Below are 13,956 nucleotides of genomic sequence, written 5' to 3' on the forward strand. Positions count from 1 at the left end.
TGAGCGTCTCGTGGGCTCGGAGAGGTGTATAAGAGACAGGCGGAGGGGCGGGCGTCCGCCAGGGCGGATTTGCTTTCCGCGCTTGTCAACCCGGCCCGAGGAATGCAAAGCCGCATTCCGTCATGGCCACCCAACGCAAGTCCCGCCCGCACTCGCGGTCGGCCCCGAAGAAGTCCGGCGCTCCGTCCGGGAAGAAGCCCTCCCCCTCCGAGCGGCCCGAGCGGCCCCTGCGAGAAGACCTGGTCCTTCAGGCCTGCCTGGAGGCGTACGGCTCGGTCCGGCACGAGGGCCGCATGGCCGACCGCGCGCTGGACTTCACCCTGCGCCGCAAGGCCAACCTCTACTCCAACGAGCGCCGCGCCGTGGCCGAGCGCGTCTACGGCCTGCTGCGCCGCCAGCGGACGGTGGACTTCCTGCTGTCCCGCGCCCACCCACGCTTCGACAGCCTGGAGACCTCGCGCCAGGACGTGCTCCGCCTGGCCGCCTCACGCGTCCTCTACGGCGAGCCCCACGGCCTGGTGGCCCGCCAGTCCGCGCTGGCGCCCCCGGATGCGCAAGCCCTGGGTGCCCTTCCCGAAGCCGCCGCCGCCCTGGAGGCCCTGCCCGCCCGCGAGCGCTTCCCCATCGCCGCGTCGCTGCCGGACTTCCTCGCCGACCGCTTCCTCCAGACGTTCGGCCGGGACGCCGCTCGCGCCGCGGAGGCGATGAACGAGCGCGCCCCGCTGGTCGCCCGCGCCAACCTCCTCAAGGGGGACCGCGACGCGCTGGCGCAGCGGCTGAAAGCGGAGACCGTGGACGTCAAGCCCACGCCGCTGTCGCCCATGGGCCTGGTGCTGGAGACGCGCATCAACGCCTTCTCCCTGGAGAGCTTCCGCGAAGGCATGCTGGAGCTCCAGGACGAGGGCAGCCAGTTGCTCGGCATGCTGGTGGACGCGCCGCCCACGCGCGTGGTGGATGCGTGCGCGGGTGCCGGCGGCAAGACGCTGCAGCTCGCCGCGCAGATGAAGAACCGGGGTGACTTGCACGCCCTGGACATCGATGAGCGCCGCATGGAGGACCTGAAGAAGCGCGCGCGCCGCGCGGGTGTGCACAACGTGCGCGCCCAGCTCATCCCCCACGAGGGCCCGGAGGCCGACGCCGCGCTGACGCCCCTCAAGGGCAAGGCGGACCGGGTGCTGGTGGACGCGCCGTGCAGCGGCACCGGCACCTTCCGCCGCAAGCCTGACGCGCGCTACCGCCTCACGCCGGAGGATTTGGAGATGCACGTGGGCCGGCAGAAGGCCCTGCTGGCGCGCTTCGCCACGCTGGTGAAGCCCGGTGGCCGGCTCATCTACGGCACGTGCAGCGTGCTGCGGGAGGAGAACGAGAACGTGGTGGAGGACTTCCTCGCGAAGCACCCCGAGTTCACGGTGAAGCCGGTGGCGGAGCTGCTGGGGGCGGAGCTGGCCGAGAAGGTCGGCCCCGGCCCCTTCCTCCGGCTGGCGCCTCACACCCACGGGACCGACGGATTCTTCGGCGCCGTCCTCGTCCGCGCGAAGTAACCTGCGGCCGGGGGGAGAGAGACACTGCTCATGCACCGTGCCGTCCGCTACCGCGTCTCCATGCCCCGGCCGCATACGCACCTGCTGGAGGTGGAAGCCTCCTTTCCAGGAGGCGCCAGCGTGCTGGACGCCGTGATGCCGGTGTGGACGCCCGGCAGCTACATGGTGCGGGAGTTCGCGCGGCAGGTGCAGGACATGACGGCCCATGCGCCGGACGGAACGCTCCTTCCGGTGCGGCGCGCGGACAAGCGCACCTGGCGGGTGGACGCGAAGGGCGTGGCCGTCACGCTGCGCTACCGCGTCTATGCCAACGAGCTGACGGTGCGCACCAACCACCTGGACGGCTCACACGCCTACTTCAACGGCGCCGCCACGTTCCTCTACACGGAGGACACGCGCGGGCTGGAGCACCACGTCACGGTGGACGCGCCCTCCGGCTGGCGGACCTTCTGCGCGCTGGGCCAACGCGCGAACACCTTCGTCGCCCAGGACTACGACGAGTTGGTGGACAGCCCCTTCGAGGTCGGTCCCCACACGCCGCTCACCTTCAGTGTGGAGGGCGTGCCACACGAAGTCGTGGTGTGGGGCGACACGGTGCAGGACCCGGAGCGGCTGTGCGCGGACCTGAAGCGCATCTGCGAATGCCAGGCCCGCGTGTTCGGCGGCCTGCCCATGCCGCGCTACCTCATCCTGCTGTACCTGACGGACCGGGGCCGAGGCGGCCTGGAGCACAAGGCCAGCACCGCGCTGTTGTTCCCCCGCGTCGGACTTTCCACCAACCGCGGCTGGGAGGACCTGCTCACCCTGGTGGCGCACGAGTACTTCCACCTGTGGTTCATCAAGCGGGTGAAGCCGCGCGCGCTGGTGCCCTTCGACTACGCGAAGGAGAACTACACCTCGCTGCTGTGGGCCTTCGAGGGCTCCACGGCGTACTACGACAACCTCTTCGTGCGGCGCGCCGGGCTGATGTCCGCGCAGCGCTACCTCACGCGCCTGGGCGAAACACTCACCGCGCTGCATGCCACGCCGGGGCGGCGCGTGCAGACGCTGGCGGAGGCGTCGCTGGTGAGCTGGGTGAAGCACTACCGCCCGGACGAGAACTCGCCCAACAGCGCCATCTCCTACTACCTCAAGGGCGAGGTCGTCTCCGCGCTGCTCGACCTGGAGATCCGCCGCGCCACCGGTGACGCCCGTGGCCTGGATGACGTCGTGCGCGTCTTGTGGCAGCGCTACAGCGACGGCTCCGGCGTTCCCGAGGACGGCGTCGAAGCCGTGGCCAGCGAGGTGGCCGGCGTGGACCTGACGCCCTTCTTCGACCGGGCGCTACGCACCACGCAGCCGCTGGACTACTCCGTCTTCTCCCACGTGGGCCTGGAGCTGAACTTCCGTCCGCGCGAGGCCGCCAGCGACAAGGGAGGCACGCCGCCGCGAAACCGGGCGGGGGAAGGGAAGCCCAAGGGCTGGCTGGGCGTCACCACGCGGGGCAGTGGCACCGTGGCGGTGGTGATGGATGGCTCGCCCGCACAGGACGCGGGGCTCTACGTGGAGGACGACCTGGTCGCGCTGAATGGCTGGAAGGTGGACGGCGCCACCCTGCTGTCCCGCTGCGAGGAGCGGAGGCCCGGCGAGACGGTGCGGCTCACGGTGTTCCGCCGCGACCGGCTGCTCGAAATCCCGGTGGTGCTGGGGACGAAGCCCGCGGAGGCGGCGTGGCTGTCCCGCGTGGAGCGCCCCACCGACGCCCAGAAGGCCGCCTATCAGGCGTGGCTCGGAAGCCCCTGGGAAGAGTCCCCTGGGCAGTCGTAGGCTTGGGGGCCATGAGCCCCTCATCGCCCAACATCATTCCACCGGATGCGCCCCTGCCCCGCTGCCAGCGGCATCGGACCACCGTGGCCGGGTGGCGTTGCGAGAGGTGCAACGAAACGCTCTGCCCCGACTGCGTGGTGGGCCGGCGGGCCCAGACGGTGGAGCTGGTGGCGTGCGAGCGCTGCGGCGACGTGGCGCAGACCCTGCTCACCTCCCGCAGCCGGGTGTCCGTGGCGCAGCGGCTCAAGGGCGCGTGGCGCTACGTCTTCACCCCGTCCGGCTCGCAGGTCATCGTGGCGGTCAGCGTCTTCCTGGCGGCGCTCCGGTGGCTGGTGGAGCTGGCCATCTCCTTCTCGGCCCTCATCCCGCTGACCATTTACGGAGGCGTCTTCTGGGGCACCTTCTTCACGCTCGCGCGGGATTCGGCGCGCGGCGAGACGGCGCTGCGCTCGCCCGACTACCGCGACTACTTCCATGACGCGGTCCTCCCCGGCCTCCGCGGCGTGGTGACCTTCGCCGTCGTCTGGATGCCCGCGTTCCTCTACGTCACCGTGGTGCGCCCGCTCCTCCAAGAGGGGCGTTCGGCGCTCGGCGCGTGGATTCGGGGCCTGGACACCCCCGGGCTGCTGACAGTGGATCCGGTGCTGATCGGCCTGCTGCTGCTCGGCGTCCTCTGGCTGCCCGCGGCGCTCCTCATCACCGCCGCGCGCCAGCCACTGCTGACCTTGTTCGACGTGCCCGGAACCCTTCGCATCGTCCGCCGCCTGGGCCGGGACTACACGCTGGTCGCGGGAACGCTGGTGGGCCTGGGCGTCCTCCACCTCATGACGCACGGGGTGGCGTTGCTGCTGCGCATGCTGGACCTCTTCGTCATCTCACGCGTACTGGCCGAAGCCGTCACGCTGGTCATCCCATTCACCGCCGCGCACGTGGTGGGGCTGCTGCTGTACACGCGGGGCGATGCGCTGGGGTATGGCCTCGAGCAAGACTACCTGACCCCTGTGCTGGGCGACGCACAACCGAGCCGCATGGCGCCGCCCCTGCGCGATGCCGGTCCCATTCCCTTCACCGGAGCGGCGGCCAGGGCCATCGAGACGGGAAGCTCCAACGACGACACCCTGGAGGCGCTGGCGGCCGCGGTGAACGCCCGCGATGTTCCACTCGCGATGTCGCTGTATGCCACGGTGCGGCAGCAACCGCGGCTGCGTGTGCCCCCAGAGCACCACCTGTTCGTCGGACAGGCCGCGGCCGTGGAAGGAAATTTCCCACTGGCGGTAGCGGCGTTGGAATCCGCGGCAGACACGGCGCCCGATGAGCCCACCGCGCCCCGTGCGTTGGTACTTCTGGCGCGTGTGTTGGGTGAACGGATGCACGACGCGCCGCGCGCGGAAGAAGTCTACCGCTACGTGCTCCACCGTTACCCAGACACGGCAGCGGCACGCTTCGCGAGTGAACGCGTGTCTCCGACTTCCGACTGATACAGACGTTGCCGCGCTCGCACGCCAGCATCACCCTTCACGGCATGGTTCGCGCACGCTGGTTTTCGTGGCTCATCGGTTTCGGTCTCTTCGCGGCATGTGACCAGGCGCCTCGCATGGAGCGCGCGGTGGACGACTGCCAGGCGGAGCAGGTGTCGTTGAAGGTGGAGGTGCTGTCGGCGGAGGGCGCGCGCGTGCGCGGGGCGACAGTCACCGGCACCAACGTGACCTCCAACGTGAGCATCACCGGCGTGACAGACGACCAGGGCGTCAGCACCGCCATCAACGAATCGCTCGCGCCCAGCGCGGTGCGAGTCGTGGCCACCGCGGGCGCCAAGGTGTCCGACGCCCAGCAGGTGGAATGGGTGTGTGACACCTGCAACTGCCAGCCAGAGCCGGCCACCCTCCAACTCCAGCTCAATCCGTAGGACCCGCGCCGCGCGACGCTGAGACAACCGCTGTTTCATGGATTCATCTGAATGAACGCGAGGGAGGTTGTGCTCCACCCGCCCCATGGAGTACGGCTGGTGACATGCGTGACGCTCGTCAGCCTTCCCCGCGTCTGGCCTCCCCTGCTTCCAGGGGGGCCCTCCAGTCGGCTTCCTCCGAGCACGGGGCCGCGGGGATGTGTTGCCGCGGTGTGCGCGTTCCCCGCGCAAGGGGTCCTGTCAGCCCACGTTCCAGGTAGGTCCGGGCCCTCATCATGTCCGCAGACACGGTGGAACAGTTGCTTCAGTGCGCGCTGTCCGAGCTGACCGCGCGCTTCGTCACCCAGGCCACCCCCGTCCCCACCGGCTTGCTGGAGGCGTTGGACGCGGACCCGCGCGCGGGCGCTCATGCGCTCGCCCGGCGCATCCGTTCGCGCCAGGAGAAGAACCGCGCGGAGGGCCAGCGCATGCGCAAGCTGCTCCGTTTCGAGACGGAGCTCTGGGAGCAGGGCCACACGCACATCGCGGGTGTGGACGAGGCGGGCATGGCGCCCCTGGCGGGGCCCGTCGTGGCCGCCGCGGCCGTGCTGCCCAAGGGTTTCCGGCTCAAGGGGCTGGATGACTCGAAGAAGATTCTCGACGCCGAGAAGCGCGAGTCGCTGGCCGAGGCCATCAAGCGCGACGCGGTGGCATGGGCCGTGGGCCGCGCGGAGGTGGAGGAAATCGACCGCATCAACATCTACCACGCGGGCCTGCTGGCCATGCGCCGCGCGGTGGAGGGGCTGTCGGTGAAGCCGGACCACCTGCTGGTGGATGCTCGCACGGTGCCGGAGTGCTCGGTGCCGCAGAAGGGCATCATCAAGGGGGACGCACTGTCTCTCAGCATCGCAGCGGCCTCCATCCTGGCGAAGACGACGCGCGACCGTTGGATGGCGGAGCTGGATGACCAGTACCCGGGTTATGGGCTCGCCGCGCACAAGGGCTACCCGACGCCGCACCACCTGCAGGTGCTGCGTGAAAAGGGCGTGCTGCCCATCCACCGACGCAGCTTCGCGCCGGTGCGCGAGGCCCTGGGCCTGCCGACCGGCTCACCGCCTTCCGCCCTCCAGGCGGAGCTGTTCCCCGAGGCCCCTTCCCGAACAGGGGTGAAGTCATGAGCGCCGACCGGGACATCGACGAGTGGATGGCCGCGCGAGGCATCACCCTGCCCGAGGCCCGCGCTCGCACCCGCGCGGTGCTGGAGGAAGTGGGCCTCACCCGCCCCGGCCGCCAGCGCATGAGCGAGCCCAAGCTGCTCAAGGCGGCGGAGCTGCTGGCGGGGCGCTTCTTCTCCGTGTGCGCGGACGGCGCGTGCCTCAAGGTCGCGCAGGCCAGCGGGCGTGAGCCGATGCGTATCGAGCCACGGCTGCACTGTGAGCGCTGTGGCGGCTCGGCCAACCGCCGCGCGGAGGTGGCCTTCGTGGAGGCCTGCCAGCGCTACGGCGTGCGCCGCGTGGTGGTGGTGGGTGGCTCGCCGGCCGTGCGCGAGGAGCTGGAGGCCAAGCTGGGCCACCAGATTGACTTGCGGATGGTGGACGGCACGGAACGCCGCACGGCGGACCGCGCCCGCAGCGACCTGGACTGGGCGGACCTGGTGCTGGTGTGGGGCGCCACGGAGCTGCACCACAAGGTCAGCGGCCACTACACGCACGGTGGGCCGGCCTACAGCCACAAGGTGGTGCACGTCGTGAAGCGGGGCGTGGCCGCGCTGTTGGAAGAAGGCATCACCCACCTGGAGCGGACGCGCTGAGTGCTGGACTCAGGCGACGCGCCAAAGCGACGCTTGAGTCCATGACGACCGAGTTCATCCTGCTCCGTCACGGAGAGACGGAGTGGAACTCCCTGGGGCGCCTCCAGGGACATCAGGACAGCACCTTGAGCCAGGTGGGCCTGCGCCAGGCAGACGCCCTGGCCGCGCGCCTGGAGCCCGTCCGATTCTCGGCGCTCTATTGCAGCGACCTGGGGCGGGCGCAGGAAACGGCGCGGCGCATCGCCATCCGCACGGGCCACACCGTCCAGTCCGACACCCGCCTGCGCGAACGGGGCCTGGGCATCCTGGAAGGCCTCACCCGGGACGAGGCACGCCAGAAGCACCCGGACGTCTTCGCCGCGTACGCCGGTGGCGCGCCGGACTACATCGTCCCCGGCGGGGAGAGCACGTCCCAACGGCTGCGCCACGCGGTGGAGTGCCTGGAGGAACTGGGCGCGCGCCACCGGGGCGAACGGCTGGTGGTGGTGACCCACGGAGGCGTGCTCAGCCTCCTGTTCCGTCACAGCCTGGGGATTCCGCACGCGGCGCCGCGCACCTTCTCTGTGCTCAACGCCGGGTGGAACCAATTCGACTACCACGAAGGTGCGTGGCGGCTGGTGACGTGGGGTGACGTCACCCATCTGCGTGCCTCCAGCCTCGACGACACCTGAGCGCCCGCGCGGACGCTCGTGGAGACTACAGCTCCACCTGCGGACGCTGCTCGTCGCGGCGGGACGCGCGCGTCGCGGCCGGACGAACCTCCAGCTCGGCGCGGGCCTCCTCGATGGCGTCGCACACCCCGTCGGCGGCCCGCTGGACCTGCTCCAGCGTGTGGGACGCCATCACCTGCATGCGGAAGCGCGTCTCGCGCAAGCGAACGGCCGGGTACTCCACCAGGTTGGCGAAGATGTCGCGGTCGAACACCTTCTTCGAGGCCAGCCGCGCCACCTTCGCGTCGCCCACCTGCACGGGGACGACGTTGGACGGCTCGCCCAGGCACGTCACGCCCCGCGCCTCGAAGGCTCCGCGCAGCGCCAGGATGTTCTCCCGCGCCTTCGCGCGCAGCGCGTCGCCCTCTTCCGAGCGGACGATGCGCAGCGACTCCAGCACCACCGCCGCCTGCATGGGCAGCAGCGCGTTGGAGAAGATGTGGGGCCCGCCCATGATGCGGATGAACTGGCGCACCGCCGGCGAGCGCGTGGCCACGAAGCCGCCATTGCTCGCGAACGTCTTGGAGAAGGCGCCCACCACCAGGTCCACCTTCCCCAGCAGGCCCTGCACGCCCAGGCTGCCCGTCCCCCGGGGCCCCATCGCGCCCAGGTCATGGGCCACGTCCACCAGCAGCGTCGCGCCGTACTCACGGCAGATGGACTGGAGCTCTTCGATCCGCGGCACGTCCGAGTCCATGGAGAACAGGCCCTCGGTGACGACGAGCACCGCGTTCTGCGTGTCGCGGGCGCGAATCTCCTGAAGCTTGCGCCGCATGGCGCGGTTGTTGAGGTGCGGCACGCGGCTCACGTTCGTCGTCGCGGCGGCGGCGCCCTGCTGGAGGCACGCGTGCGACAGCGCGTCGAGCACCACGTGGTCATCGGGACGCACCAGCCCAGCGATGACGCCGAAGCCCGCGCCCCAGCCGGTGGAGAACAACGCCACGTGCGGCGTCTGCAGGTGCTCCGCGAGCGCCTTCTCCAGCATCAGCGACGGCGTCGTATTGCCCCCCAGCATCGCCGAGCCCGCGCTGTGCAACCCGTAGTCCTGGATGGCCCGCTGGGCCGCCTCCACCACCGCCGGGTGCGTGGACAGCGACAAGTAATCCTGCGAACCGAAGTTCAGCCCCTGGCGCACCGCCCCCGTCTCACTGCGGACACCACACTCCGCCTTCGGTGCCGCCTCCAGGCTTCGCGAGTACGGCCACAGGCCCGCCTGCCGCCGCGACTCCTGCCACTCGAAGAAGGGTTCCGTCCGACCCAGCAGGTCAGGTCCCGTCGGCTGCGCGTAATGGGAGATGAAGTGGGTGAAGAGCGGCGAGTCGAGTTGAGCTCGGAAATCCATGAAGCACGTCCAGGGGGAAAGGTCGCGCTGTCAACGAGAGGCGCGGCGCTCGGGGAGGGGGGGGCGAGCGGCACATTTAATGCCTCTGCATCTTTCCAGTGTCAACCGGCCTACCCTGACGGCTCCGTTGTATTCGTTTGTTCCGATTCAACCGGATGTGCTGCGTAGGCTGAAACAGGCGCGAGATACCCAGATAGACACGCATTGTCCGGGCCAAAAACGACGAATCCTGGTTTTTCGCCCCAGGGCAGAGGCGGGTTTTGACGCCCCCCTGCCCTGAAGTGCGAGCAAGTGTCCATCAGTCGTCGTTCTGCCTCAGCGCGGCCAGGACGTTGAGGTCCTCCAGGGTGGTGGTGTCCCCGGAGGCCTGATTGCCCGCGGCCACGTCGCGCAGCAGCCGGCGCATGATCTTCCCCGAGCGCGTCTTCGGCAGCGCCTCCGCGAAGCGGATTTCATCCGGGCGGGCGATGGCGCCAATCTCGCGGCCCACGTGGGCGGCCAGCGTCTTCTTCAGCGCGTCGGACGGCGTGTGGCCCTGCTTCAGGGTGACGAAGGCCACCAGCGCGGTGCCCTTCAAGTCGTCCGGACGGCCCACCACGGCGGCCTCCGCGACGGTTTCATGCGCCACCAGCGCGCTCTCCACCTCCGCGGTGCCCAGACGGTGGCCGGCGACGTTGACCACGTCATCCACGCGGCCCATCAGCCAGATGTACCCCTCCGCATCCGTGCGCGCGCCGTCGCCGGTGAAGTACATGCCGGGCAGCTCGTTGAAGTACGTGCGCACGTAGCGGTCCGGGTCGCCGTACACCGTGCGCAACATGGAGGGCCAGGGACGCGTGACGAAGAGCAGTCCGCCCTGCCCTCGCGGAACCGTGTTGCCCTCGCGGTCCAGAATCTCCGCGTGGATGCCGGGCAGCGGCAGCGTGGCCGAGCCGGGCTTCGTCGGCGTGGCGCCCGGGAGCGGCGACACCATGATGCAGCCCGTCTCTGTCTGCCACCACGTGTCCACCACGGGGCAGCGCCCCCCGCCGATGACGTCGCGGTACCACATCCACGCCTCGGGGTTGATGGGCTCGCCCACGCTGCCCAACAGACGCAGCGAGGACAAGTCGTGCTTGCGCACGGGCTCCTCGCCCAGCCGCATGAAGGCGCGGATGGCGGTGGGCGCGGTGTAGAGGATGGTGGCCTTGTACCGCTCGATGATGTCCCAGAAGCGGTCCGGCCCCGGCTGGGTGGGCGCGCCTTCGTAGAGGATGGTGGTGACGCCGTTCATCAACGGGCCGTAGACGACGTAGGAGTGGCCCGTCACCCAGCCCACGTCGGCGGTGCACCAGTAGACGTCGTCTTCGCGCAGGTCGAACACCCAGCGCGTGGTGAGCGACGTATTCACCGCGTAGCCGCCCGTGGTGTGCAGCACGCCCTTGGGCTTTCCAGTGGAGCCCGACGTGTAGAGGATGAACAGCGGGTGCTCGCTCTCCACCCACTCCGGTTCACATTCCGCGGACTGCCCGCTCACCAGCGTGTCCCACGCCACCAGCTTGGGCCCGGACAGCGCCAGCGTGCTGCCCGTGCGGCGGAGCACCACCACCTTCTCCATGGTGGGCATGTGCGGCAGCGCCGCCTCCACGTTCTTCAGGAGCGGCACCACCGCGCCCTTGCGCCAACCGCCGTCCGCGGTGAGCAGCACCTTCGCGCCCGCGTCGTTCATGCGCTCGTGGAGCGCCTCCGCGGAGAAGCCGCCGAACACCACCGAGTGCACCGCGCCAATGCGAGCGCACGCCAGCATGGCCACCGCGGCCTCGGGCACCATGGGCAGGTAGATTCCCACCCGGTCACCCTTCCGAACGCCCAGCGACTTGAGCGCGTTGGCCAGCTTGTTCACCTCGGTGGACAGCTCGCCGTACGTGAGGCTGCGGCGGTCGCCGGGCTCCCCCTCGAAGAGGATGGCGGGCTTGTCCTTGCGGGTGGCCAGGTGCCGGTCCAGACAGTTGTAGGCTAGGTTCGTCTTGCCCTCGACGAACCACCGCGCGTGCGGCGGCTTCCAGTCGAGCACCGTCTGGAAGGGCGCCTTCCAGTACAGCTCCTCGCGGGCGCGGTCGCCCCAATACTTGTCAGGGTCCTTCGCGGCTTCGTCCCAGAGCTGCTGGTACTGCTCCATGCTCCGGATGTGCGCGCGCCGGGCGAACGCCTCTGGCGGCGGAAAGACGCGTGCTTCTGTCAGGACCGAGTGAATCTCATGCTTCGAAGCCGCCATGCGTTCCTCCAGCGTGGACAATGCCACCCTGTTCTAGGAACACGGAGCGCGCGGCTCAACCCTCCGTGTCGCAGCGCTTCGATTCCTTGACGGCCTCGTAGCGCAGCCACATCTCGCACACGCATTCGTCGGGGCGGCGCGTGTCGTAACGGACTCGCAGCACGCCATTGAACTGCGTTTCGCACTGCGTCGTACCGTCGATGTGGATGTTGATCTGGTCCAACAGGCACTCCTGGCCGTTCACCTCGGCAGCGGCCTTGACCACGCTCCCGTCGATGGAGAAGTGGTCTCCATCCTCCAGGAAATAGCCCACGAGGTGGCTGTCCAGGAAACCGAAGTCCAGGCGGACGACGCGCCCGCTGATTTGCAGGGTGCCGTAGAGCTGGCTGCGGTTGGTCTCCAGCAGGCCGCAGTCGTCGCGGAGGACCTCGACGGGCTCGAAGACGTAATCACCCGGCTCCTGGACGTGGGGCAGACAGCCCACCAGGCACGCCAGGAGCAGGCCGGAGAGGACGAGGCGATGGCGTCTCGGAGTCGACACGGCGCGCACAATACTCCACGGCACGCATCTAGGAAGTGCGAGCGTGACGGCAGCAGGTAGACTGGGGGTCATGCCCGAATACCGCAACCCCAAGCCCACCGTGGACTGCATCATCGAGCTGCCCGGTGAACGCATCGTCCTCATCCGGCGTGCGAATCCGCCTGTCGGCTGGGCGCTACCGGGTGGCTTCGTGGATGAGGGCGAGCCGCTCGACGTCGCCGCCGTGCGCGAGGTGCAGGAAGAGACGGGACTTCACGTGAAGCTGTCGGAGCAGTTCTTCACGTACTCGGACCCCCGGCGGGATCCGCGGCAGCACAACATCTCCACCGTCTACATCGGCTCGGCCGAGGGCGAACCGCAGGGCGCCGACGACGCGGCCGAGGCCCGCGCCTTCCGCGTGGATGACCTGCCGAAGGACTTGTGCTTCGACCACGACACCATCCTGTCCGACTACGTCACGTACAAGCGGACCGGACAGCGGCGGAAGCTCTAGGAACGGCGCGGGAGGATGCATTACGCGCTCGTCCTGCTCGCCCTGGGAGGCCTGCTGACCCTCCACGAATTGGGGCACCTCGTCGCCGCGCGGTTGCTCGGCGTGCGGGTGCCCCGCTTCGTGTTTGGTTTCGGTCCACCGCTGGTGTCCTTCCGTCTGTGGGGGACACAGTACGTGCTGGCGGCGGTGCCACTGGGCGCCACGGCGCACATGCAGGGGATGAACCCGCACCGTGCGGACGTCGACGAGGCCGCGGGCTTCGCCGCGCGCGGGCCGCTGCTGCGCATCCTCATCATCCTGGCGGGGCCGCTGGCCAACTATGCGCTCGCGTTGGGTGTCCTGTTCGCGCTGTACACGTCGGGCACGCACGTGGTGGTGCCGCTGACCGTGGGGACGGTGCAGCCGGGCTCGGAGGCGGCGCGCGCACAACTGCTGCCGGGGGACCGCATCGTCAATGTCGCGGGACAGCCGCTGCGGAGCTGGTCGGAGTTCGTGGAGAAGGTGGGCGCGGCGCCGGGTGTCCCGCTGGAGTTGGGCGTGGAGCGCGGCGGCGATGCGCGCTCGGTGGTGGTGCGGCCCCGGCCGGATGAGCGCGGCACGGGCCGCATCGGGGTGAGCCAGCAGTACGTCTACAAGGCGCACGGCGCGGGTGAGGCGCTGAGCCATTCGTTCACGCACACCGTCAAGGTGGCCGAAGAAGGCGTGGCGCTGTTGAAGCGGATGATGCAGCACGGCCTGGAGAGCGCAGACGCGGCGAGCCCCGGAGCGCTGGTGCGACAGGAGTCCGCGGACGCGATGTCGTCCGGGACGGATGCCCTGCTGCGGACCTTGGTGGCCGCGTCGGTGGTGCTGGCGCTGTTGACGTTGCTACCCGTGCCTGGGCTGGATGGAGGCCGCGTGGTGCTGCTCCTGGTCGAGGCGGCGAGCGGCCGGCGGATTCCCCCTCGCGTGGAGACGGTGGCGCAGACGGTGGGGTTCCTGGGAATCGCCGTGGCCGTAATCTTGATGGCGACCGCGGAGATTCGGCGCGCGTTGCCGGCGCGGTTGGGCTTGGAGGAATCGCAGGCCCACGACGCGGGGGCCGCGCAGGTGGACCAGCCTCCGGCAGCGACGGCGGGTTCCGCGAATGGCATGGTCCCCTCCCCCGCTCCGTCACCGGCCACACCGGGGAAGGTGCCCGGCACGACAGCCGCCGCACCAGGAACGAGCCCTGCTGGGGCCGCAGCAAGCGCGGCGGCTGGGGCGAATCCCACGAGAGCCGCGGCCCCAACCACGGCGAATAGAACCGGCCCTGGTGGCCCCACCACCATGGGTTCCGCCGGGACGCCCCCGAGCGGAGCCGACGCGGGGACACAGGCAACAACCGGAACGGCCGAACCTGCCAAGCCCCCCGCAACGAGCCCAGCCACACCCGACGGCAAGGCCGGTCAGGAAGCGGCCACCGCTGCTACCCATGCAACAACTCCAGGAGCCGACGCAGGTGCAGGCTCGGCGTCCACCGGAGCGGCGGCAGGCGCCGCACCTTCGACAGGCCCGACACCGAGCGAAGCCCCCTCGGCGCCCACCCCCCATCC

The 13,956-nt window shown here is 69.9% G+C and carries 12 protein-coding genes; 9 read left to right on the forward strand and 3 right to left on the reverse strand.

Annotated elements, in window-relative coordinates; all coding sequences use genetic code 11:
- Positions 1–122 precede the first annotated feature (122 nt).
- The 7 genes from FMQ63_RS35380 to FMQ63_RS35410 all read left to right on the forward strand — a co-directional run bounded on the left by FMQ63_RS35380 (position 123) and on the right by FMQ63_RS35410 (position 7,713).
- Positions 123–1,541: an RsmB/NOP family class I SAM-dependent RNA methyltransferase gene (locus FMQ63_RS35380; RefSeq protein ID WP_011552648.1), complete on the forward strand. Its 1,419-nt coding sequence runs from the start codon at positions 123–125 to the stop codon at positions 1,539–1,541.
- 30 nt (positions 1,542–1,571) lie between these two features.
- Positions 1,572–3,347, forward strand: a complete 1,776-nt coding sequence (locus FMQ63_RS35385) for a M61 family metallopeptidase (RefSeq protein WP_011552647.1) — start codon at positions 1,572–1,574, stop codon at positions 3,345–3,347.
- A gap of 11 nt (positions 3,348–3,358) precedes the next feature.
- Positions 3,359–4,825, forward strand: coding sequence for a tetratricopeptide repeat protein (locus tag FMQ63_RS35390; protein WP_011552646.1), 1,467 nt, complete (start codon positions 3,359–3,361; stop codon positions 4,823–4,825).
- A 44-nt stretch (positions 4,826–4,869) separates the two neighbouring features.
- The gene (locus tag FMQ63_RS35395) at positions 4,870–5,253 is read left to right on the forward strand and encodes a carboxypeptidase-like regulatory domain-containing protein (RefSeq protein WP_228556551.1); all 384 of its coding nucleotides are present in this window, start codon (positions 4,870–4,872) and stop codon (positions 5,251–5,253) included.
- A gap of 275 nt (positions 5,254–5,528) precedes the next feature.
- The gene (locus tag FMQ63_RS35400) at positions 5,529–6,410 is read left to right on the forward strand and encodes a ribonuclease HII (protein ID WP_011552644.1); all 882 of its coding nucleotides are present in this window, start codon (positions 5,529–5,531) and stop codon (positions 6,408–6,410) included.
- A complete protein-coding gene (locus tag FMQ63_RS35405; RefSeq protein ID WP_011552643.1) occupies positions 6,407–7,042 on the forward strand; it encodes a hypothetical protein in 636 nt (211 codons plus the stop codon). The genes FMQ63_RS35400 and FMQ63_RS35405 overlap by 4 nt, the downstream gene beginning before the upstream one ends.
- A 41-nt stretch (positions 7,043–7,083) precedes the next feature.
- Positions 7,084–7,713 (forward strand): histidine phosphatase family protein, encoded by a 630-nt coding sequence (locus tag FMQ63_RS35410; RefSeq protein ID WP_011552642.1) that lies wholly within the window; start codon positions 7,084–7,086, stop codon positions 7,711–7,713.
- A gap of 25 nt (positions 7,714–7,738) precedes the next feature.
- Here FMQ63_RS35410 and FMQ63_RS35415 read toward each other — a convergent pair whose 3' ends face one another.
- The 3 genes from FMQ63_RS35415 to FMQ63_RS35425 all read right to left on the reverse strand — a co-directional run bounded on the left by FMQ63_RS35415 (position 7,739) and on the right by FMQ63_RS35425 (position 11,889).
- Entirely contained in the window at positions 7,739–9,094 is a 1,356-nt protein-coding gene (locus FMQ63_RS35415; protein ID WP_011552641.1) for an aminotransferase class I/II-fold pyridoxal phosphate-dependent enzyme, read from the reverse strand.
- A 298-nt stretch (positions 9,095–9,392) separates the two neighbouring features.
- Positions 9,393–11,348: an acetate--CoA ligase gene (gene acs / locus FMQ63_RS35420; protein ID WP_026113972.1), complete on the reverse strand. Its 1,956-nt coding sequence runs from the start codon at positions 11,346–11,348 to the stop codon at positions 9,393–9,395.
- 55 nt (positions 11,349–11,403) lie between these two features.
- Positions 11,404–11,889, reverse strand: coding sequence for a hypothetical protein (locus tag FMQ63_RS35425; protein ID WP_225909928.1), 486 nt, complete (start codon positions 11,887–11,889; stop codon positions 11,404–11,406).
- Positions 11,890–11,959: 70 nt separating this feature from the next.
- On the opposite strand from FMQ63_RS35425, the gene FMQ63_RS35430 reads away from it, so the two are divergent.
- Positions 11,960–12,382 (forward strand): NUDIX hydrolase, encoded by a 423-nt coding sequence (locus FMQ63_RS35430; RefSeq protein WP_011552638.1) that lies wholly within the window; start codon positions 11,960–11,962, stop codon positions 12,380–12,382.
- 15 nt (positions 12,383–12,397) lie between these two features.
- A partial coding sequence (locus tag FMQ63_RS35435; protein WP_141276971.1) for a M50 family metallopeptidase occupies positions 12,398–13,956 on the forward strand: 1,559 nt, incomplete at its 3' end.

This window comes from Myxococcus sp. CA005, assembly GCF_006518205.1.
Taxonomy (GTDB): Bacteria; Myxococcota; Myxococcia; order Myxococcales; family Myxococcaceae; genus Myxococcus; species Myxococcus xanthus.

Bases quoted from the DNA above. Each gene is read 5' to 3' on its own strand.
- FMQ63_RS35395 (WP_228556551.1), top strand. From the start codon at position 4,870: ATGGTTCGCGCACGCTGGTTTTCGTGGCTCATCGGTTTCGGTCTCTTC.
- FMQ63_RS35390 (WP_011552646.1), top strand. From the start codon at position 3,359: ATGAGCCCCTCATCGCCCAACATCATTCCACCGGATGCGCCCCTGCCC.
- FMQ63_RS35380 (WP_011552648.1), top strand. From the start codon at position 123: ATGGCCACCCAACGCAAGTCCCGCCCGCACTCGCGGTCGGCCCCGAAG.
- FMQ63_RS35400 (WP_011552644.1), top strand. From the start codon at position 5,529: ATGTCCGCAGACACGGTGGAACAGTTGCTTCAGTGCGCGCTGTCCGAG.
- FMQ63_RS35410 (WP_011552642.1), top strand. From the start codon at position 7,084: ATGACGACCGAGTTCATCCTGCTCCGTCACGGAGAGACGGAGTGGAAC.
- FMQ63_RS35385 (WP_011552647.1), top strand. From the start codon at position 1,572: ATGCACCGTGCCGTCCGCTACCGCGTCTCCATGCCCCGGCCGCATACG.
- FMQ63_RS35430 (WP_011552638.1), top strand. From the start codon at position 11,960: ATGCCCGAATACCGCAACCCCAAGCCCACCGTGGACTGCATCATCGAG.
- acs (WP_026113972.1), bottom strand. From the start codon at position 11,348: ATGGCGGCTTCGAAGCATGAGATTCACTCGGTCCTGACAGAAGCACGC.
- FMQ63_RS35415 (WP_011552641.1), bottom strand. From the start codon at position 9,094: ATGGATTTCCGAGCTCAACTCGACTCGCCGCTCTTCACCCACTTCATC.
- FMQ63_RS35405 (WP_011552643.1), top strand. From the start codon at position 6,407: ATGAGCGCCGACCGGGACATCGACGAGTGGATGGCCGCGCGAGGCATC.